The sequence below is a fragment of the Cohnella sp. GCM10012308 genome, assembly GCF_042649185.1.
Taxonomy (GTDB): domain Bacteria; phylum Bacillota; class Bacilli; order Paenibacillales; family Paenibacillaceae; genus Cohnella.
Map to the genome: position 1 here is coordinate 60,248 of NZ_JBHRYU010000005.1, position 22,575 is coordinate 82,822.

Here is a 22,575-nt window from a genome sequence, read left to right on the forward strand (position 1 = left end):
CAAAAGACCTGTTGGAACGCCTGCGCCGCTTCCTTCGCGAGCTGTCCGAGGCGCAATGGCTCGAGCGCGCGGAAGTGCGCGACTGGGCGATCGACCGGGCGACTTACGTGCTGCCGGGGCAGTACGAGGAGATCGGGCCGTACGAAACGGAAGGGCTCGCCGCCTTTCCGAGCAAGCAGGGGACGACTTACTTTTTCCGCAAGCAGTTGGAGCTGCCTGCCGCCTGGATCGCTTCCGGCGCCAGAATCGGCCTCGTATTCGAGTCCGGCGGCGAGGGACTGCTCCGCGTGAACGGCGCCTCGTATCAGGGGCTGGACCGCAATCACACGTTCGCGACGCTCGATGCCGCCCGCGTCGGCACGTCGCCGGAGCTTGAGATCGAGCTGTACGACCCGATTCCCGAGCCGGTCGATCCGCTCAACCGGCAGGCGGTCATCCAGCCGCCGATCACCGCGATCCGCAGCGAGCTTGTGCTGGCGAACGCGCCGGTCCAGCGGCTCATGTACGCCGCGACGGTCGTACGCGACGCGGCCGTGCTGTTGCCGGAGACGGACTTCCGCAAGGCACGGCTGCTTGAAGCGCTGCTCCGCGCGATGGATGCGTACGTGTCCCTGAGCGATGGGGATATTCGCGAGGGCGCGTTGGTTGCGGGAATTGAGGACCGCTTGAAGGACGAGGTCCGCGCGATCGGCGGCAACGCCGAAGGCGTTCAGCACATGGTCGGGCAGTCGCACATCGATATCGCCTGGCTGTGGCCGGTGAGGGAGACGGTGCGCAAGACGAGCCGGACGTTCTCGACGGTGGACGCGCTCATGCGGGAGTATCCGGAATTCCGGTACGCGCAGAGCCAGCCGCTGCTGTTCGAGTTTCTGAAGAACAACGATCCGGAGCTGTACGCGCGGGTGAAGGAAAGGGTGGCCGAAGGCCGCTGGGAGCTCGTCGGCGGCATGTACGTCGAGCCCGACCTGAACATTCCGAGCGGGGAGTCGCTCATGCGGCAGATGTTGTACGGACAGCGTTTCTACCAGGAAGAGTTCGGACGCGTCTCGGATATCGAGTGGCTGCCGGATACGTTCGGCTACTGCGCGTCCCTGCCGCAGATTCTGAAGCACGGCGGCGTCCGCTACTTCATGACGACCAAGCTTAACTGGAACGACACGAACGTGTTCCCTTACGACCTGTTCCGCTGGGTCGGCATCGACGGCACGCCGATGCTGTCGTACCTGAACCATGGCATCAATGAGCATACGACGCCCAAGGACATCCACGAGCACTGGCAATCGTACCGGCAAAAGGACGTCTATCCCGAGCAGATGCTGTTGTACGGGCACGGCGACGGGGGCGGAGGCGTGACGCGCGAGATGCTCGAGTACGTCGATCTTGCGGACCTGATGGTCGGCCAGCCGGCCAGCAAGCACAGTACGGCCGCGGACTTCTTCGCTGGGGCGGAGGAGAAGCGGGGCGAAGTGCCGGAATGGCACGGCGACCTGTATCTGGAGCTGCACCGCGGGACCTATACGACGCATGGCCGCAACAAACGCAGCAACCGCAAGGCCGAGGTGCTGTATCGCGAGGCCGAGCTGTGGCACGCGCTCGCCCTGCCTCGGCTGGACGCGGGACTGGACGGACGGCTGCGCGGCGATCTGCATGAAGGCTGGAAGCTGATTCTGCTGAATCAGTTCCACGACATCATCCCGGGGTCTGCGATTACCGAGGCGTACGTGACCTCCGAGAAGGAATACGGGACGATTTTCGAAAAGGGACGCGCGAGCCTGAACGCGATACTGCCGGCGCTCGCAGGCGGGGTGGATACGACGGCCGGCGAAGGCGTGCCCTATGTTGTATTTAATGGACTTGGCTGGGCGCGGGACGTGCAGGCTGAGCTGGCGGCGGAAGGATTGTCCGCTGGTGCGCTCGCAGCTTATGACGCGGAAGGCATCCGTTTGACCGCCGATGCGGTCGGCGAGAATCGTCTGGTTGTGCGCGTGCCGGCGGTGCCGGCGTTCGGCTACAAGACGATCTGGCTGCGCGAGCAGAGCGAAGCGGGTGCTGCCGCTGCGGACGCCAGGGCGCGCACGCTTGGCGACAGCTGGGAAACCGGGGCTTACAGCGTCCGGTTCAATGCGCGGGGCGAGATCGTCAGCCTGTTCGACAAGGCGGCCGGACGGGAGATCGTCAAGGACGGCGAAGCCGCGAACCGCTTCGGCTTCTACCACGACCGCCCGACGCTGTGGGACGCCTGGGACATCGACGAGCGCTACGAGCTGCAGCCGGCCGGCGAGGCCGTGCTGCTGGAGAAGAGCGTCGCGCTGCAGGGCGAGACGATGGACGTGCTGCGCTTCCGCTGGCGGCTCCATCAGTCGGAGATCAGCCAGGACGTCGTGTTCTACCACGGCGACCGGCGGATCGACTTCCGCACCCGCGTCGTCTGGAACGAGGCGCACAAGCTGCTGAAGGTCGGCTTTCCGATCGATGTCGTGGCGAGCAAGGCGACGTACGAGATTCCGTACGGGGCGCTCGAGCGTCCGACGCATCGCAACACCAGCTGGGAGCAGGCCCAATACGAGGTATGCGGCCACCGGTTCGTCGACGTGTCGGAGCACGGCTACGGCGTCAGCCTGCTGAACGACTGCAAATACGGCTACGACGTGCAAGGCACGACGGTCCGCCTGTCCCTGCTCCGCGCCCCCAAGTGGCCGGACATCACCGCGGATCTGGGCGAGCACGAATTCACATATTCGCTCTATCCGCACGAAGGCGACTGGCGGACGGCCCATACGGCGCGCCGGGCGGCGGAGCTCAACGCTGAGGAAGTCGTCGTCCTGGCAGACTGTCAGAGCGGCTCGCTCCCGGCGACCGGCGCGCTGCTGCCGTTCGAGAGCGAGCATGTCGTGCTCGACTCGGTCAAGCCGGCCGAGGATGGCGACGGCATCGTGCTGCGGATGTACGAATCGTCCGGCGGCCGCGGCCGAGCGGCGCTGAGCTGGCCTCGCCCGTTCGCGCGCGCCGTGCTCTCGAATGCGCTTGAGGCGGACGGAGAGGCGCTTGCGGTCGAGGACGGCCGGATCGCGCTGTCGTTCGCGCCGTTTGAGATTAAGACCGTTAAGCTTTTAGATCGCTAATGTAGCTCGGCGGTTCGCGACGGGATAGCGATGTGCAGGCGTCTTATCTCGGCGGGAACGGTGGTAAGTGGCGGAATAACGATGTGCCTGCGTCTTATTTAGGCGGGATTGGTGGTTTTCAGCGAAATAACGATGTGCTGGCGTCTTATTTCGGTGGAGTCGGCGGTTTGCAGCGAAATAACGATGTGCTGGCGTCTTATTTCGGCGGAATCGGCGGCTCGCAGCGAAATAACGATGTGCCAGCGTCTTATTTCGGCGGAATCGGCGGCTCGCAGCGAAATAACGATGTGCCACGTCTTATTTCGGCGGAATCGGTGGTTTGCAGCGAAATAACGATGTGCTGGCGTCTTATTTCGGTGGAATCGGTGGTTTGCAGCGAAATAGCGATGTGCCAGCGTCTTATTTCGTGGGAACGGCGAAACGCCTAAGAGCCGATAGCGGCACGGAATGCCGTTAAAACATGCGGGCGCACCGCCCCCAGGTCCATTAGCGGCACAAAATGCCGTTAACACACGCGCCCGCCGCTCCAGACCAGTTAGCGGCACGGAATGCCGCTAACATACGCCGCCGGCCGCTCTGATATATAGCGATATGCAACGAGATGACCATACACAAGCGTTTTCTCGGCGGCAGCATGTAATCTCAGTGGATCGTTGGTTCACGCTCCGACAGTAATGCTTTATAACGTTAATTTAGCTCGTTAAATCACATAGAAGCGGGGTCTTGCCTGCCATGGAACAATTCAGATTGCCACAGATCGCGATGCCGAAGCTGACGCTGCCGGCGGCCGTGCGGGACGTGCTCGCCGAAGCCGAGCAGCGGCTCGCGCATCGTCCGAAGCTGCTCCAGCTTTTCAAAAACTGCTTCCCGAACACGCTTGAGACGACGACCAAGCTGCTCGACGACGGCACGACGTTCGTCATTACCGGCGACATTCCGGCCTCCTGGCTGCGTGATTCCGTCGAGCAGGTCGTCCACTACGTACCGCTGGCCAAGGACGACGCCGACCTGCAGCGCATCATCGCGGGCCTTATCCGCCGCCACATTGCGTATATCCAGATCGACCCGTACGCGAACGCGTTTAACGAATCCGCCAACGACTGGCACTGGAATACGACCGACGTCACCGAGATGTCGCCGTGGGTGTGGGAGCGCAAGTTCGAGATCGACTCGCTGTGCTTCTCCATGCGCCTCGCGTACCTGTATTGGAAGGAAACCGGGCGCGCGGACGTATTCGACGCGGGCTTCAAGCAGGCGATGCGCCTGATCGTCGACCTGTTCAAGACCGAGCAGCGCCACTTCGAGCTGTCCCCGTACCGCTTTACGCGCAACAACGGAATTTCGACGGATTCCCTGCGCAACGGCGGCATGGGCATGCCGGTCAACTACACGGGCATGGTCTGGTCCGGCTTCCGCTCGAGCGACGACGCCTGCGATTTTCACTACAACATTCCGGGCAACATGTTCGCGGTCGTCGCGCTGCGCCACATGCAGGAGTTCGCCGAATGGGTGTTCCGCGACATGGCGCTGCTGGACGAGCTGAAGGCGCTTGAGGCAGACATCGATCACGGCATTCAGCTGTACGGCATCTACCGCCACCCCGAGTTCGGGCCGATATATGCGTACGAGACCGACGGCTACGGCAACTACTGTCTGATGGACGACGCGGGCACGCCGGGTCTGATGTCCATCCCGTACCTTGGTTACGTATCGGCGGACGATCCGATCTATCAGAACACGCGCCGCTTCGCGCTTAGCAAGGAAAATCCGTTCTACTACGAGGGCAAAGTCGCGCGCGGCATCGGCAGCCCGCACACGCCGCCGGATTACATCTGGCATATGGCGCTGTCCATGCAGGGCATCACGGCGTCGACCGCCGAGGAGAAGCTTGCGATGATCGCGATGCTCGAAGCGACGGACGGGGACACCGGGTTCATGCACGAGGGCTTCCATGCCGACGATCCGGCGGTGTTCACGCGGAAGTGGTTCGCCTGGTCCAACAGCCTGTTCTCGCAGCTCGTCTACCGCGCGATGAAGGATGGATTGCTCGATGCATAAGGATTCGATGAACAAGGACTCGATGAATAAGGATTCGTTGAATGTGGATGCGTCGAATAAGGATTCGGCAAATCAGGCATCGTCGAAAATCATCGTCTTTTACGACCCGGCATTTCCGGGCGCGCCGGCCTTGTCCGAAGAGGAAGCGCGGCTGATCGGCGATGTGGCGAACGCGGAGGAATTGGGCGCGCGTCTGCGTCAGGCAGACGGCGGCAGCTTCGTATCGCTGCATGCGCCTTATTTTCCCGTCGGCGCATGGGAGGACATCCTCGCGTATCTGAAGCGCGGGGGCGGGCTGCTCAGCGCGGGCGGCGCACCGTTCCGCAAGCCGGTTCGCCGCGAGAACGGCGCCTGGCATGTCGAAGCTGAGCAGACGGCTTATCATCGCCAGCTTCGCATTCACGAGATGCTGCGGGTGTCCGCCGAGCCCGTGTCGCGGCACGCGTCGCATGCCGACATCCCGCTGTTCGCGGGACAGGAGGCATTGCTTGACGTGGACGATACGTGGAACCTCGTGCCTCACGTCACGAAATCGAGCGACCTGCCGCATCAGATGGGCTCGGCAGGCCCGATGGACGCGCACGTGTACGCGCTGCTCAAGGGCATATCGGCCGACGGACGCGAGCGGTCCGCGCCGGTCGTCCTGTGGGAGAACACCAAGGGCGACTTCGCCGGCAGCCGCTGGCTGTTCGTGAACCAGCCGCTGGGCGACGCGTTCGCGGCGCGCGGCGGCTGGGCGTCCCTCGCGGGCTGGGCCCGCTTCTGCGCGCGCGGCGTGACCGAGCTGTGGCTGAAGCCAAGCTACGCGGTCTATGAAGCGCACGAACGCCCGCTGCTGACGCTGCAGGCGCAGGCGCTCGGACGCGGCGGCGAGTCCGTCCATGCAGCCGAAAGCGGCAAGCAGAAGTGGACGTTCGACCTCCGTGTCGAGCGCGAGACGAAGGAACGGGACGGCACGGAAGCGCCGTTCCGTCTGACGCTTAGCGAACAGGTGGGCCGGGAGCTGGACGTATGGCGGATTCCGGTGCCGCAGGACGTCCAAAGCGGCTTCTACCGGGTGTCCTGCCGGGCCGAATCGGAGAACGGCGAAGTCCGCTATCTCCGCCAGGGCTTTTGGGGCGCGGACCCGGCTTTGTTGGCGGAGGGCACGCCTATTCAGGCGGGACGCGACTATTTCGAGCAGGACGGGCGTCCGCTGCCGATTGTCGGCATGACGTACATGACGAGCGACGTCGCGCGCAAGTTCCTGTTCCTTCCGAACGTATCGGTATGGGACCGCGACATGGCGCAGATGCGCCGCGCGGGCATCAACTGGATCCGCACGGGCATCTGGACGGCGTACCGCAACATTATGCAGGTCGACGGCCATGTCTCGGAGGACGTGCTACGCGCGATCGACGCCTTCCTGTTGACCGCCAAAAAGCATGGACTGCAGATCACCTTTACCTTCTTCTCGTTCACGCCGGAGACCTGGGAAGGCGTTAACCCGTACCTGGATCCCCGCAGCGTGGAAGCGCAGAAGCGGTTCATCCGCTCGATCGTCGGCCGCCACCGGGAGACGAAGCACGTCGACTGGGATCTGATCAACGAGCCGTCGATGTTCGATCCCGAGCGAATCTTCTCGAACGGTCCGCGCTCGAGCCGCGATCCGTTCGAAAAGGCGGCTTTTACCGAATGGCTGGAACGCCGTCACGGCTCGATCGACCGTCTGCGCGAGCGCTGGAGCATGACGCCCGGCGAGCTGCCGGACTTCGCGTCGGCGGCGATTCCCGAGGCCGAGCAGATCAACTTCGACGTGCAGGATATGCATAGCGGGAAAAAGGGAACGCGCTGGCTCGATTACGCGCTGTTCTCGATGGACATGCACAACCGGTGGGCGCGTGAGCTCGTGGCGACGATCAAGGACCTTTGCCCGGACCATCTCGTGACCGTCGGCCAGGACGAGGCGCTCGGCGCGCAGCGGCCTTCCCCGTTTTTCTACGGAGAAGAAGTCGACTACACGACGGTGCATTCCTGGTGGCTTAACGACCAGCTGCTGTGGGACGGCGTGTTCGCCAAGACGGCGGACAAGCCGAACGTCGTGCAAGAGACCGGCATCATGTACGTGGAAACGCCCGAGGGGCTGGCCAAGCGCTCGGAGCAGGAGTTGAAGGCACTGCTGGAGCGCAAGTACGCCTATGCATTCGCGGCGGGCGGCGCAGGCGCGATCCACTGGATCTGGAACACGAATTTCTATATGGACAACGCGAACGAATCCCATATCGGCGCGCTGCGCGCGGACGGTACCGAGAAGCCTGAGGCGGACGTCTCGTACGATTTCGGCGCGTTCATCGAAGCTTCGCGCGATCTGTTCAAAGGGCGCGCGCTCGAGGACGTGGCGGTCGTCTTCCCGTACTCGAACGATCTGTCCAACCGTAAGCTGGCCTTCGACGCTACGACGAAGCTGACCCGCGTGCTGTCCTACGAGCTGAACGTGCCGTTCCGCGGCGTGTCCGAGTACGACCTGAAGCCGCTGCTGGACGAGCCGGCCAAGCTGATCGTGCTGCCTTCCGCTCACAACGTGGACGACGCCGCGTTTGCGCAGCTGCTCGACATCGTCGGCCGGACGGGCGCGACGCTGCTCGTCACCGGTCCCGCGGGCCTCGACGCGTACTGGCGGCACACGGACCGTCTCGCGGAGACGCTGGGCGCGCGCAAGCCCGCCAACGTCGTTCGCGAAGAGCGGCTCGCCGTCGGCGGGAAGCGTTACGCGGTCAGCTACGGCAGCCGGCGCATCGCCGAGGTTGCCAAGGAAGTGCCGGCCGACGTCGCCGGATCGGGAGCGGATGTCGTGGTCGACGTGTTCTACGGGATCGGCCGCATCTTGTGGTGCCCGCTGCCGGTCGAGCTCAACGAACGCAGCGAGCCGATCGCGGCGCTGTATGCGCATGCGTTGGAGACGGCAGGCTATACGCCTGCGCTCGAGTGGCTCGAGGGCGGCGATCTGCCGGGCGTCTACGGGCGCAAGCTTTCGTTTGCGGAAGGCGCGCTGTTCGTGTTCGTTTCGGAATATGCATACGATACGCCGGTCCGGGTGAAGGATGCTTCGACCGGAGCGATTTATTCGTTCCTGCTGGAGCGCGAGCGCTCGGTGCTGTTCGCGGTCGACCGGGAGGGCCGGCTGACGGCCGTTTATCGCCCGGGCGAGACGAATGTAGACACAGACATCGGCGCTTGAGCGTTCGGAGAGGAGAGAATCATTTTGGAGCAAAAAAGAACCGCCCATATCATCTCGCACACCCACTGGGACCGCGAATGGTATTTACCTTATGAAAAGCATCACGTCCGCCTGATCCGCCTGATGGATACGCTGATGGACACGCTGGAGCGGGACGGGGAGTACCGCAGCTTTTTCCTCGACGGCCAGACGATCATCCTGGAGGACTATCTTCAGGTGCGTCCGGAGCGCCGGGAACGGCTGGAGAAGCTGATCCACGAAGGCCGGATTCATATCGGGCCCTGGTACATTCTGCAGGACGCGTTCCTGACGAGCGGCGAGGCCAACCTGCGCAACCTGCTCATCGGGCACCGCGACGCCGCGCGGTACGGGACGATCTCGAAGGTCGGCTACTTCCCCGACACGTTCGGCAACATCGGTCAGGCGCCGCAGATCATGAAGCAGGCGGACATCGACAACGCCGTGTTCGGACGCGGCGTGAAGCCGACGGGCTTCAACAACACGGTGGCCGATTCGGAATACGAATCGTCGTTCTCCGAGCTGGTCTGGGAAGGGCCGGACGGGTCGCGCGTGCTCGGCATTCTGTTCGCCAACTGGTACAGCAACGGCAACGAAGTGCCTGTAGACGCGGCGGAAGCGAAGGCCTACTGGGATCGCAAGCTGGCGGATGCGGAGCGTTATGCGTCGACCGGCCAGCTGCTCTATATGAACGGCTGCGACCACCAGCCGATCCAGACGGACCTGCCCGAGGCGATTCGCGTCGCCCGCGAGCTGTATCCGGACACGAAGTTCGTGCATTCGAGCTTCGAGGATTATCTGGCGTCGGTCAGGCAGTCGCTCGGCGATAACCTGTCGGTCGTCAAGGGCGAGCTGCGCAGCCAGCGCACCGACGGCTGGTCGACGCTCGTCAATACGGCTTCCGCCCGCGTATACCTCAAGCAGATGAACCAGCTGGGACAAGCGCTGCTGGAGCGCGTGGCGGAGCCGCTGGCCGCGATCGCGCACGGCGTCGGCGAAGCCTACCCGCATCACCTGCTGACCTACGCGTGGAAGACGCTCATGCAGAACCATCCGCACGACAGCATCTGCGGCTGCAGCGTCGACGAGGTCCATCGCGAGATGGTGACCCGGTTCGATAAAAGCCGGCACGTCGCCGAGGCGATCATCGACGACAGCAAGCGGGCCGCGGCGGATGCCGTGGATACGTCGGCATTCGCCCGTTACGGCGCCGACGCGCTGCCGCTCGTGGCGTTCAACACGACCGGCTGGCCGCGTACCGGCACGGTCGAGCTCGAGCTCGACGTCGAGCGCATCTACTACCGCGACGGCGTCCCGCCCGAGGAGATGAAGCGCCGCATGAAGGCGCTCGACATCGGCGGACGCGTATTGGTGGACGGGGACGGACGTGCCGTGTCCTGCCAGACGGCAGATCTCGGCCTGCAGTTCGGCTACGATCTGCCGGACGACAAGTTCCGCCAGCCTTACTGGACGCGGCGCGTCAAGCTGACGTTCGAGGCGGCGGACGTGCCGGCGCTCGGATGGAAGGCTTACGCTTGGGTCAAGGCTGCTGCTGCCGGGGAGAATGCCGGTGAGGCTGCTGGCGGTAAAGCTGTTGGCGGAAAGGCTATGGCGTCTTCGGACGCTTCGCTCGTCAGCGGCGAGCGTACCCTGGAAAGCGAACGTCTGCGCGTCGAAATCGCGGACGACGGCACGCTGGCCGTGACGGACAAGCAGACCGGGCGGACCTACCGTGATCTGCTCGTCTACGAGGACACCGGCGACATCGGCAACGAGTACATGTACCGGCAGCCGGAAGGCGAGGCGGCGCTGACCACGCGCGGCCTGGCGGCCGACATCCGGGTTCTGGAGGACGAGGCGCATCGCGGCGCGATCGAGATCGTGCACCGCTGGGCCGTGCCCGCTTCGGCGGACGCGCTGTTCGAGGAAGAGAAGCGGGAAGCCGTTTACTTCCCCGAACGCAAGGCGCAGCGCGTGGCGGAGACGGTGCCGATGGAGATTCGGACCGTCGTCAGCCTGGAGCGCTCGGGCCGCGGCGTGGGCATCCGGACGACGATCGACAACCGCGCCAAGGATCATCGCGTCCGGGCGTTGTTCCCGACGGATATTCAGGCGTCGACGCATCTGGCGGACGCGATCTTCGAGATCGCGCGCCGCGATACCGAGCCTGCGGCCGAGTGGCGCAACCCAAGCAACGCGCAGCATCAGCAGGCGTTCGTGGACGTCGCGGACGGCGAAGCCTTCGGCCTGACGGTCGCGAACCTTGGCCTGAACGAGTACGAGGTGCTTCGCGACGGACGCGGCACGATCGCGGTGACGCTGCTGCGGTCGGTCGCCGAGCTGGGCGACTGGGGCGTCTTCCCGACGCCGGAAGCCCAGTGCCTGGGCGTGCATACGACCGAGCTGCTGCTCGTTCCGCATGGCGGCGACGGCGCGACGGACGGCGCATATGCGGCGGCATATCAGTTTCAGGCGCCTTGGACGCTGGCGCAGACCGGCGTGCACGAGGGCCCGCTGACTGCCGCCGGGCAGCTGCTGAGCTGGGAAGGCGAAGGCGTTGCCTTCTCCTCCGCCGCGATCGGCGAGGAGAGCGGGGACCTGATGGTCCGATGGTTCAACATGCGGCCTGAGGCGGCCGAGCTGCGCGTAGCGGCGACTGCCAAGTCGTTCTACGAGAGCGACGTGCTCGAGCGGCGCGGGGCGGAAGTCGCCCCTGCAGCGGACGGCGAAGCGCTTGTCCGCACGCTGGGCGCCTGCGAGATTTTCACGCTGGGCATCCGTGGGACGGCGCCGGGGCTCGCCAAGTAGTCTCAACTGGAGCCACTTTAGTTGGCAGGCTGGCTTTAGTTTCGCAAGTGGTCTCCGACAGAGCTACTTTAGCGTGCCAACCGATTATGGTCCGCCAAGTAGTCTCAAGCAGAGCCACTTTTGGATCGCAGGCAGGCTGAGCGGCGCAAGTAGTCTCCGTCAGAGCTTTTTGCCGGCGACCCGACCGGGCAGCCTAAGTAATTCTTACTCGAGCGGCGGCGATTCGTGGACAGGTAAGCGTGCGTTAGGCGTGGCGGAGGCGCTTGTCGGAGGTTGGCGGATTTAAAAAACCTGCATTTGTACATGTATTTCCCACCGAACTACGACATCGGATGAAATTCATGCAAATATGCAGGTAAATTCAAAGCGCAAGCCGGAAATCCGGCTGTTTGAGGAAATTAACTGCGTTTTTGCATCTATCCTATCCAATAGGGGCGACGGCGGCTAAAATAGATGTATATTTGCAGGCATTGCGAATCCAGATTCGGATAATCGCCAAAAAACTAAAAGGACCGTCAGGGATCTGGATCTTCCCTGACGGTTTCTTCCATATAAGGACGCCAGCTGCATAGGCATGCCAGGCTTCGCTAAAGATATCGACGGCGCCAATCCCGGCGCCCCCTGCGCGAAGCAGGGTCCAAATGCCATATAAAATGAGCAAATAACGGTCTCGTAAGCGCTCCCGCCAAGCGCCTATAATGGAGAAGGACGAGAAGGTGAACGGCGCGCAAAGCGCCGAATCGATTAATCCGAATATGGAGGAATGAATCATGAGCAAGCCGCAAGTGGGCATCCAGCTTTACTCCGTACGCGACCGCAGCGAGAAGGACTTCCTCGGCACGATCCGCGAGATCGCCGAGATCGGATACAAGAACGTTGAATTGGCGGGCAACTACGGCGTTTCCGCCGCCAACCTGAAGAAGGCGCTGGCTGACGCCGGCCTGAACGTCAACTCGGCGCACGTCGGCCTGAACGTGCAGGAGCCGGACAAGTTCGAGTCCGACCTGAACGAGAAGGTCGCTTATTACAAGGAACTTGGCGTTAAGCGCTTCGTCGTGCCGTGGTTCCCGCTGGCCGAAAATCCGTCCGTCGAAGACGTGAACAACTTCGCAGACACGCTGAAGCGCGCTTCCGCGATCGTTCGCGAAGCAGGCCTTGAATTCGGCTATCACAACCACGCGTTCGAATTCAAGCCGGCTCAGGACGGCAAGCTGGTCATCGATCACCTGTTCGAGCAACTGTCGGCCGAAGAACTGGTTGGCGAGTTCGACCTCGGCTGGGTGAAGGTCGCGGGCCAAGACCCTGCCGCCTACATCGAGAAATATGCCGGTCGGCTGCCGCTCGTGCATGCCAAGGACTTCAAGGACGACGGCAAGGACACGGAGATCGGCAAGGGCTCGGTCGATTGGGATTCCGCGCTGGCAGCCGCCGAGAAGGCCGGCGTCGAGTACGTCATCATCGAGCAGGAGCAGTACGACGTGAACTCGCTCGAGAGCGCGAAGCTGAACTTCGCATGGTTTAAGGAGCGCGGCTGGATCTAATCCGGCTTACGCGTTTAAATGTCCCGACAAGCCCGGCCCGACGGCCGGGCTTTTTGCCGTGCGCGCGTCATTCTTCACCTCCCCTTCATCCGGAATTCATACCATCTTCATGCATATCCTGCCAGTCCAGGGATAGAGTAAGAATAGCGATTCATTCTTACTTATAGAGGTGACCGAGAAATGGCGGACGAGACGAATAAGAGCGGCGCACAACAGCAGCAAGGCGCGGAAGCGGACATGACGCTGACCAATCGCCAGGGACATCCGATTACGGATAACCAGAACGTGCGCACGGTGGGCAGCAGAGGACCGACAACGCTGGAAAACTATCATTTCCTCGAGAAAATCACGCATTTCGACCGCGAACGCATCCCCGAACGCGTCGTTCACGCGCGCGGCGCCGGGGCGCATGGTTATTTCGAGGCATACGGTAAAGCAGGAGAAGAACCCGTCTCGAAGTACACGCGTGCGAAACTGTTCCAGGAGGCGGGCAAGCGGACACCGGTTTTCGTTCGCTTTTCGACCGTCGTGCACGGCGGACACTCCCCGGAAACGCTGCGCGATCCGCGCGGCTTCGCGGTCAAGTTCTACACGGAGGACGGCAACTGGGACCTCGTCGGCAACAACCTCAAGATTTTCTTTATCCGAGATCCGCTGAAGTTTCCCGATATGGTGCATGCGTTCAAGCCGGACCCGGTGACGAACGTCAACAATATGGAGCGGATGTTCGATTTCCTCTCGCTTTCGCCCGAAGCTACGCATATGGCCACGTTCCTGTTTTCCCCCTGGGGAATCCCGGCGAACTACCGGCAGATGCAGGGCGCAGGCGTCAATACGTACAAATGGGTCAATATGGAAGGCGTCGGCGTGCTGGTCAAATACCACTTTGAGCCGCTAAAGCTGCCGATCCGCAACCTGACGCAGGCCGATGCCGACAAGATCGTCAGCAAGAACTACAGCCATGCCACGCAGGATTTATATGAAGCGATCGAAAAAGGGGAATATCCGGAGTGGGAGCTGCGGGTGCAGATTCTGAGCGACGACGAGCATCCCGAGCTCGACTTCGATCCGCTCGACCCGACCAAGCTGTGGCCCGAGGACGTGGCCCCGATGCTGCCCGTCGGCAAGATGGTGCTCGACCGCAATCCGGTCAACTACTTCGCGGAAGTGGAGCAGGCCGCATTCGGCACGGGCGTGCTTGTGGACGGCCTCGACTTTTCCGACGACAAGCTGCTGCAAGGGCGGACATTCTCCTATTCGGACACGCAGCGGCACCGCGTCGGCACGAACTATCTGCAGCTGCCGATCAACGCGCCCAAGACACATGTCGCGACGAACCAGCGGGACGGCCAGATGGCGTACAACGTCGATGCTGCGCCGGGACAGAGCCCGCACGTCAACTATGAGCCTTCTTCGCTCGGCGGGCTGAAGGAAGCGCCCAAGACTGGCAAGGATCATGAGCCTGCGTACAATGCCAAGCTCGTGCGGCAGAAGATCGACCGGCCGAACGATTTCAAGCAGGCGGGCGATACGTACCGCGCATTCGAAGATTGGGAGCGCGACGAGCTGATTGCGAACCTGGTGGCGAACCTCAGCATCTGTAAGGCGGATATCCGCGAGCGGATGATCGGCTACTTCACGCAAGCGGATCCGGACTACGGCCGCCGCGTGCGCGAGGGGCTGGAGGCGGGCGGACAGCAGCAGGGCAATCCGGCTACGGGAACGGCCGCGTCCGATGCCGGCGTCGAAGCGGCGAAGAAGCTGGGCGGGGAGACGGACGGATATTGACCTGTACCGGCGGGAATTGACGGGTACCGTTGCACAGGACGACTAGTGCGGCAGCAGAAAGCCCAGCATCCGGCATGATCGGCGGCTGGGCTTTCCGTTCCTTTAAAGCTATGGTTGCTACGTTCGAGGGGCTTGTGCTATTATGAAACTAACGTTTTATGCCTATTGAACCGATTCTCAGTGTTCCGGCATCACGGGGGGTGGAAGCAGTGGAAATCGCTTTGAAAATCGTACTGGTCATTTTCTCGCTCGGTCTGATCGGCACCGTATTGTTGCAGCGCGGCAAGAGCGCGGGCCTGTCGGGCGCCATCTCCGGCGGTGCGGAGCACTTGTTCGGCAAGCAGAAGGCACGAGGACTGGATCTGTTCCTTCAACGGATGACGATCGTGCTGGCAGTCGGATTTTTCGTTCTGTCCTTGGTCGTTGCTTACGTCGTGAGTGCGTAATTGCAATGTCGTTCAAAGCGGGAAGCACGGGCTTCCCGCTTTTTTTGTATCGCGAATCGCGCTGGTCCGATTTACCAAGTGCCTGCTTGCGTTGTCCCACCCCGTCCCGTACCGTAGCTATATTTGGTTCGGGACATCTTGCTGCGCTCCGATTGGCTCACCGCTAAATCGTGTATACTATTGGAAGATGAGGTGATGCCAGTGCCATCGTGGAGCGAGCAGGAGCTGCTCGAGATGATGAAGAATCCAGACTACAAGCCGCTCACGTACAAGGAGCTCGAAGCGCGCTTCGAGATTACGGACGCCGCAGAGTTCAAGTCATTCCTGCGTCTGTTGACGGAGATGGAAGAAGCGGGGAAAATCATGCGTTCCCGCGCGCAGCGCTACGGCCTGCCCGAACAGATGAATCTGCTGCGGGGCCGTCTGCAGGTGCACGCGAAGGGCTTCGCCTTCCTGCTGCCCGAGCAGGAGGGACATCCCGATCTCTATATTAATGCCAACGATCTCAAGGGCGCGATGAACGGCGATATCGTACTCGGCCGCATCACGTCCAAGAACCACGACGGCAGCCGCATGGAAGGCGAAGTCGTGAAGATCGTCAGCCGCGCCGTCACGCAGGTCGTCGGCGTGTTCGAGCATCAAGAGAGCTACGGTCTCGTGATTCCGGACGACAAGCGCATTAACAAGGAAATTTATGTTCGCCCGGCGAATTTTAAAGGTGCGGTAACCGGACAGAAAGTCGTGGCCGACATCGTGCACTATCCGGAGGGCAAGGCGGCCGCCGAAGGCGAGATCGTCGAGGTGCTCGGACACAAGGACGACCCGGGGGTCGACATCCTGAGCATTATCCGCAAGCACGGTCTGCCCGAGAAGTTCCCGGACGAGGTGAACACCGAGGCGGAAGCCGCGCCGGACGCCATCTCCGAGGAAGAGATCGTCGCCCAGGGCCGGCGCGACCTGCGTGGCAAGACGATCGTGACGATCGACGGCGAGGATGCCAAGGACTTGGACGACGCGGTAAACGTGGAGCGGCTGCCGAACGGCAACTATGTGCTCGGCGTTCATATCGCGGACGTCAGCTATTATGTGAAGGACAAGTCCCGGCTTGACGAGGAAGCGTACAACCGCGGTTGCAGCGTGTATCTCGTCGATCGCGTTATCCCGATGCTTCCGCACCGGCTGTCCAACGGCATCTGCTCGCTGAATCCCAAGGTGGATCGCCTGACGATGTCCTGCGAGATGGAGTTCGAGGCCGGCACGATGAAGCGGGTCCGCCACGACGTTTTCACCAGCGTCATTAAGACGACGGAACGCATGACCTACACCAACGTCCGCAAGATCCTCATCGACGAGGATCCGGAGCAGATGGAGCGGTATGCGCCGCTGGTCGAGACGTTCCGTACGATGCGCGAGCTCGCACTGTCCCTGCGGGACAGCCGGATGCGCCGCGGCGCGATCGACTTCGACTTCGAGGAGTCCAAGGTCATCGTGGACGAAGAAGGCAAGCCGGTCGACATCGTCAAGCGCGAGCGCTCGATCGCCGAGCAGATCATCGAGGAATTCATGCTGGCGGCGAACGAGACTGTGGCTGAGCATTTCCACTGGCTGAAGGTGCCGTTCCTGTACCGGATTCACGAGGATCCGGACAGCGAGAAGCTGCTGACGTTCGTTCAGTTCGCTTCGAACCTCGGCTATACGGTGCGCGGCAAGGGCAATTCCGTGCATCCGCGCGCGCTTCAGGATCTGCTGGAGCAGATTCGCGACACCAAGGAAGAGAACGTCATCAGCACGATGATGCTGCGTTCGATGAAACAAGCCAAATACGATTCGCAGAGTCTCGGACACTTCGGGCTCGCGGCCGAATTTTACACGCACTTCACGTCCCCGATCCGTCGTTATCCGGACCTGGTCATCCATCGCGTCATGCGAGAGGTGCTGGAGAACGGAGGAACACTGCCGGAGGAACGCCTCGAGCAATGGGCGGCGCGCATGCCGGACATCGCGCAGCAGTCGTCGGAGAGAGAGCGCGTGGCCGTCGATGCGGAGCGCGACACGAGCAAGCTGAAGAAGGCCGAGTTCATGCTGGACAAGATCGGCGAGGAATACGACGGCATCATCAGCGGCGTGACCGGCTTCGGGATGTTTATCGTGCTCGACAATACGGTGGAGGGTCTTGTTCGTCTCGGCGAGATGAGCGACGACTACTACCACTTCGACGAGCGCCAGATGGCGCTGCTCGGCGAGCGCACGAGCAAGGTGTACCGATTGGGAGACGAAGTGCGGATCAGAGTGGGACGGGTGAACATGGACGATTATAACATCGACTTCGAAGTGGTCGGCATGAAGCCGCGCAGCGAGAACAAGGGCGGCGGAGCGGGCCATCGAGGCAATGGGGGACAAGGCGGCGCCGGCGGGTTCGCGGGCGCGCGCAAGGGCAAGAAACGCCGCGGCGGCGGGGAATCGCCGGCGGCGGAAGGCAGCCGCGGAGGCGCGGCGCGCGGCGAAGGCGGCGGGCGTCGCAGCGGCGCCCGCGGGGATCGCGGTGCCGGCGCAGGAGCCGGGCATGCGGCGCCGCCATTTGTGGCCGCCGGCGCGAAGCCGGGCGGCGGCAAGCGCGGTCGCGGCGGTCGCGTGGACGTAGCGAGCGACGAGCGCGACGAATCGCCGATGCAAAGCGAGCTCGGCGAGTTCGAGCAATCGGCGGTGCAGCTGCCGCAACCGCAGCGCCGCGGAGCGGGGCTGGCCAGCGAGGAGATGATCGGTTCGGGCAGCGATGCGGGATTCCCGCCGCGGCGCGATCGCGACCGCGAGCCGGTCGACGTGAACCGCGATTCGCCGGACTATGTGCCGGCGCCGACGCAGAAGAGCAAGCGCGGTCCGAAGCTCGACATGTGGGGCCTCCCGTTCACGACGCGCAAGTATGCGCACGATGACGACGAGGAGCGCTTCTACGGCGAGAAGAGCCAGCTGCGCCGCGAGCGCAGCGCGCTCGGCCACGGCCGCAGCGGGGGCAACCGCTCCGGCGGCAGGCCGGGTCCAGGCGGCGGCGGTCCCGGTGGCCGAGGCGGCCGCTTCGGCGGCAAGCCGGGCCCGGGCGGCCGTCCGCAGCAGGGCGCTGCGCAGAGCAAGGGCGGCGCGCAGCCGGGCGATGCCGGGCGCAGCGCGCGCGCCAAAGCCGCCGCGCAGACGGCGGCGGCATCCGCCTCCGCCGGCGCCAAGAGCGCGCCGGAGGGCGTGAAGCCCGAAGGCGCAGCCAAGCCGCGCCGCCGGCGCAAGCCGAAGGCGCCGGGCGCCAAGCCGACGCCATCGCCAACGCCGGAACAATAATAATGAAGCCTTGCCGCAGCCGCGGCGGGCTTCTTTTTTTTGCGTGGAGCCCTTAACATTCCCAAGTATGCTCAAGTGTGCACGTAGATCAACACATTAACGGCCTCAGCTACGCGCATCGTCCCAAGTATGTCGTCAGTCAACAAAATGACTGCCGAAATCCATCTCTTTATCGCACAAATCCCATTAGACAATCCCGGGGCAATCCGCTAGGATAGATCATGGTAAACATGGACGCGAGGCAGCGTCGACGGGAGGAACTAAGTGATGGCAGTGCAGGACAAGCTGTATCATGTGCTAGGGGCCAAGCAGTTCTCGCGGAGCGAGCTTGAGGAGTTGTTCGCGGCATCGCGGTCGATGGAGGACGTCGTTCGTGCAGGGGGCGATCGGCGTCATGCCGGGCGCATTATGACGACGCTGTTCTTCGAGGCGAGCACGCGGACGCGGCTGTCATTCGAGTCGGCGATGAACCGTCTGGGCGGCAGCGTCATCGGGACGGAGAACGCGGCACAATTCTCGTCCGCCATCAAGGGAGAGACGCTCGAGGATACGATCCGCATCATCACGGGCTACAGCGACCTCATCGTGATGCGTCATACGGAGATCGGGGCGGCGAAGCGCGCGGCTGCGGTGTCGGGCGTACCGGTCCTTAACGCGGGCGACGGCGCGGGCGAGCACCCGACGCAGGCACTCCTGGACGCTTATACGATTCAAAAGGAATGCGGCAGCCTCGACGGCCTGAGCATCGCGATGGTGGGAGACCTGGCATATGGACGGACGGTACACTCCCTGAGCTACATTCTCGCCAATTTCAAGGACGTCAAGATCTACTACATCTCTCCTGAAAACGTACCGATCCCGCCGTCGGTCAAGCACTATATGGACGACAAGGGCGTGCACTACGAGGAAACGACGGACTTGAACGCTGTGGCAGGATCGGTGGACGTGCTGTATCAGACGCGGATTCAGAAGGAGCGTTTCCCTTCTCCGGAGGAATACGACAAGGCGGCCGGACAATATATCGTCGACGCCGAGTTGATGAACCGTATGCGCCGGGACGCGATCGTACTTCATCCGCTGCCGAGAGCCGGGGAGATCGCCGAAGAAGTGGATGCGGACCCGCGTGCCGCGTACTTCCGTCAGGCGCAGAACGGTCTCTACATCCGCATGGCGCTCATCGACAGGGCGCTGCAAGCAGAATAAATCATCAATCGACGCCGGAGACATTCTCCGGCGTTTATCTTTTCGCATCGGACACAGAGGACGCTAATTTTTGAAAAGGTGTCATGATTAGCTTGGTTGCGGACACAGGATCCGTTACGTGAAGGCATTCTTTCTGATTACCCCTTTTTGACGGAGGATAGCGTACCTCTTGTCCGCAACAGCGCTGAAATAGGCGATTTCGGGGGGAATAACAGCTCCTGTGTCCGCATAGTAACGAATAACGGACCAAAGTTATCGTTTGGCGCGAATCGGGTACTTTATGATGGATAACATGCTGCTCCACTCTTAGGCGACATAGTTGTGAGCGGCTGGAAACGCATGCTATAATGAGAGTCCGACCAAAATGGAATCCGTGAGGTGAAGCAGCATGGTGAAGGGCAAGGACCAGTTCGACAAGCCGCTCGCGCAGAACAGGAAGGCTTCGCATGACTACTTCATCGAGGATACGTTTGAAGCGGGCATGGTGCTGACCGGCACCGAGATCAAGTCGCTCCGGGGCGGCAGAGCCAATATGGGCGATGCATTCGCTACTATTCGGAATGGCGAGATTTTTCTGCACAACATGCATATCAGTCCGTTCGAACAGGGCAACCGGCACAATCCGACCGACCCGACGCGCACGCGCAAGCTGCTCATGCACAAGGCGCAGATTCGCAAGCTGATCGGCGCTTCCAAGCAAGAGGGTTATACGATCGTACCGCTTAAGGTGTATACCCGCAACGGTTACGCCAAGTGCCTTCTGGGCCTCGGCCGAGGCAAGAAGAACTACGACAAGCGCGAGTCCGCCGCCAAAAAGGATGCCGAGCGCGATATCCAACGGGCATTGCGCGAGAAGCAGAAGGTCGCAAGGTAAGACGGCGTAAGGTGTGCTGACCGAGGATTTCTGCGGAGCTTACAGCTGTTTTTCCGCTGATTGGCCGAATCAGGCAGTCATCGCCATCCATCCCAGCAATGCCGTGCGGTATTTGGCGGCGGGGTGTGCTATACTATAGAAGTTCCACCGATACGGTTTGTTTTATGCACCGTGTTCGCACTCGCCGATCTTCGCTACATTAGGGAGATGGCGCCTGAAGATCCGTTCGCCGGCCGACTGTTGGTCCGCCGCGAGGGCTTCGCTTTTATTTAGGGGCCGTTTATGGATTCGACGGGGGTAGTTCGGACATGAGTAGCGGGTAGTAGGGCTGCGGCTGCTTCACCAACGCGGAAGCCAATTAACTGGCAAACAACAACCAACCTACGCTGTAGCAGCCTAAGAAACTGCTCTCGTGCTCCTACCTTCCATCGCCCATGTGGCGGGATAGGGGCTCAACTCTAGTGGGATACGCTGCCTAGTCTCCGCCTGGGGCTAGCTGAAGAAGACAATCAGGCTGACCCGAAGGGAATCCGGTGACAGGGAGTCTCTAGGGTGACATCAAATCTGTCACTACACCCGTAGAAGCTTATGTTGCGTTATCTTCGGACAGGGGTTCGACTCCCCTCGGCTCCACCATCATCAAAGCCAGCCGCGAGAGGCTGGCTTTTTTGCGTGGAACCGAGGGGCTAGGCGTTGCCCCAGTCCGAAGAGGACATTGGGGTTCGACCGCGCGCAGGGAGCGAAGCGGACGAGCACGGCATCTGATTCCACCGCTGCGCTCTACTTCGTCGAATCAGCTTCGTCAGTCATTTTAATCAGGAATCATATACTCCCCTCGGCTCAACCATCATCAAAGCCAGCCGCGAGAGGCTGGCTTTTTTGCGTGGACCCGAGGGGCTAGGCGCTGCCCCCATTCCGAAGGAGGACATCGGGGTTCGACCGCGCGCAGGGATTACTCTCTTGCCTCCGCCATCACGCGCTCCGAGCCTTCCGGGATTGCTGTGAAATTTTATTTGCGAACGCCATGGGATGTAAATATAATCGATTGGAATCTATAGCTGGAAAGAAATATTGAACTTATTTGGAGGGACTTTGCTCTTGCAACTCATAATTGGCATAACGGACAGCGACGTTCTAAGCGGGGAACCTCGAATATTGAATGAAGTATCCAGATTTGCGTCCAGAGGCATTCTCTTCAATGAGAATGGGCAGGTTGCCATGATGGAAATGACGGCGCTCAACCTTTACAAGCTCCCTGGCGGCGGTCTGGAGGAGAATGAGGACAAAGAAGCGGCATTCTTGCGCGAGATCAGGGAAGAAACGGGTTACGATGCTGTTGTCGTTCACGCGCTTGGGTATATCGACGAGCATAAATTTAAAAATCAATTTATGCAACGATCCTATTGCTTTATCGCTAAGGCAGCGAGTCAACAGAGGGGCGTGGAGCTATCTGAAGAAGAAGTTCAGTTAGGCATGCAAGTGAGATGGATGAGCTGCGAAGAAGCTATTGCTAAAATGCGATTTCCGATCGAAAACTGCGAGGACTATTCTACGAGATTCATGGTTCTTAGAGACCGCACCATTTTAGAGCTTGCTTCTCGATGGTTGGACAGCAGCGTTGCATAGAAACGGAGGAGCCGGACATGCGCATCAGACAAGCGTATGCGGAAGACATCGATTCGCTCATTCGCATGCGATGGGAATTCACGCTGGAGCATCAACCTGAAATGAGCGACGACTTCGAGCTTTTTGCTGCCGAGTGCAGAGCGTTTCTGGAAGAAGCGATTTCCGGCGAGCGTTGGCACATCTGGATTGCGGAAGTTGAAGGCGTCATCGCATCGCATATGTACATCCAATTAATCGACAAGGTGCCGCGACCAGGGCGTGTCACGTATCCATTTGCCTACATGACCAACGTCTATACAGATCCGGATTACAGGTCGCAGGGAATCGGAAGCCGGCTGCTCGAGGCGATTCGGGATTGGGCGACGGAGAACAAGTTTGAATTTATCATCGTATGGCCGAGCGAAGAGAGCAGGGAATTTTACGCACGAAACGGTTACACGCTATGCAATGATCCGATGGCGTTGGATTTATAAGCAAATCGGCCCCCTGAAGTATTTATTCTCCCTCTTGAACATACCGTGCAAGTAACAGTCAGTGACTAGAGGGC

13 protein-coding genes and 1 other RNA gene are annotated in these 22,575 nt (G+C 61.4%); all 14 read left to right on the top strand.

Annotated elements, in window-relative coordinates; genetic code table 11:
* Positions 1 to 11 precede the first annotated feature (11 nt).
* The 14 genes from ACFOTD_RS08510 to ACFOTD_RS08575 all read left to right on the top strand — a co-directional run bounded on the left by ACFOTD_RS08510 (position 12) and on the right by ACFOTD_RS08575 (position 22,501).
* The gene (locus ACFOTD_RS08510; RefSeq protein ID WP_378118007.1) at positions 12 to 3,122 is read left to right on the top strand and encodes an alpha-mannosidase; all 3,111 of its coding nucleotides are present in this window, start codon (positions 12 to 14) and stop codon (positions 3,120 to 3,122) included.
* 32 nt (positions 3,123 to 3,154) lie between these two features.
* A complete protein-coding gene (locus ACFOTD_RS08515; protein ID WP_378117667.1) occupies positions 3,155 to 3,550 on the top strand; it encodes a hypothetical protein in 396 nt (131 codons plus the stop codon).
* Positions 3,551 to 3,854: 304 nt separating this feature from the next.
* Positions 3,855 to 5,180: a glycoside hydrolase family 125 protein gene (locus ACFOTD_RS08520; RefSeq protein WP_378117669.1), complete on the top strand. Its 1,326-nt coding sequence runs from the start codon at positions 3,855 to 3,857 to the stop codon at positions 5,178 to 5,180.
* A gap of 22 nt (positions 5,181 to 5,202) precedes the next feature.
* A complete protein-coding gene (locus tag ACFOTD_RS08525; protein WP_378118009.1) occupies positions 5,203 to 8,397 on the top strand; it encodes a beta-galactosidase in 3,195 nt (1,064 codons plus the stop codon).
* A 24-nt stretch (positions 8,398 to 8,421) separates the two neighbouring features.
* Positions 8,422 to 11,223: an alpha-mannosidase gene (locus ACFOTD_RS08530; RefSeq protein ID WP_378117671.1), complete on the top strand. Its 2,802-nt coding sequence runs from the start codon at positions 8,422 to 8,424 to the stop codon at positions 11,221 to 11,223.
* A gap of 770 nt (positions 11,224 to 11,993) precedes the next feature.
* Positions 11,994 to 12,764, top strand: coding sequence for a sugar phosphate isomerase/epimerase family protein (locus tag ACFOTD_RS08535; protein WP_378117673.1), 771 nt, complete (start codon positions 11,994 to 11,996; stop codon positions 12,762 to 12,764).
* 180 nt (positions 12,765 to 12,944) lie between these two features.
* Positions 12,945 to 14,552 carry a catalase gene (locus ACFOTD_RS08540; RefSeq protein ID WP_378117675.1) on the top strand — a complete coding sequence of 536 codons (1,608 nt, stop codon included), beginning with the start codon at positions 12,945 to 12,947 and terminating at the stop codon, positions 14,550 to 14,552.
* 209 nt (positions 14,553 to 14,761) lie between these two features.
* Positions 14,762 to 14,998, top strand: a complete 237-nt coding sequence (secG, locus tag ACFOTD_RS08545) for a preprotein translocase subunit SecG (protein WP_378117677.1) — start codon at positions 14,762 to 14,764, stop codon at positions 14,996 to 14,998.
* Positions 14,999 to 15,193: 195 nt separating this feature from the next.
* On the top strand, positions 15,194 to 18,325 hold the full coding sequence (gene rnr / locus ACFOTD_RS08550; protein ID WP_378117679.1) for a ribonuclease R: 3,132 nt from the start codon (positions 15,194 to 15,196) through the stop codon (positions 18,323 to 18,325).
* A 267-nt stretch (positions 18,326 to 18,592) separates the two neighbouring features.
* Complete coding sequence (gene pyrB, locus ACFOTD_RS08555; protein ID WP_378117681.1) at positions 18,593 to 19,528, top strand: aspartate carbamoyltransferase; 936 nt, start codon at positions 18,593 to 18,595, stop codon at positions 19,526 to 19,528.
* A gap of 388 nt (positions 19,529 to 19,916) precedes the next feature.
* Positions 19,917 to 20,402 (top strand): SsrA-binding protein SmpB, encoded by a 486-nt coding sequence (gene smpB / locus ACFOTD_RS08560; protein ID WP_378117683.1) that lies wholly within the window; start codon positions 19,917 to 19,919, stop codon positions 20,400 to 20,402.
* Positions 20,403 to 20,674: 272 nt separating this feature from the next.
* Positions 20,675 to 21,038: a transfer-messenger RNA gene (gene ssrA, locus ACFOTD_RS08565) on the top strand.
* Between the two features lie 519 nt (positions 21,039 to 21,557).
* A complete protein-coding gene (locus tag ACFOTD_RS08570) occupies positions 21,558 to 22,028 on the top strand; it encodes an NUDIX hydrolase (protein WP_378117685.1) in 471 nt (156 codons plus the stop codon).
* A gap of 17 nt (positions 22,029 to 22,045) precedes the next feature.
* The gene (locus ACFOTD_RS08575) at positions 22,046 to 22,501 is read left to right on the top strand and encodes a GNAT family N-acetyltransferase (protein WP_378117687.1); all 456 of its coding nucleotides are present in this window, start codon (positions 22,046 to 22,048) and stop codon (positions 22,499 to 22,501) included.
* Positions 22,502 to 22,575 lie beyond the last annotated feature (74 nt).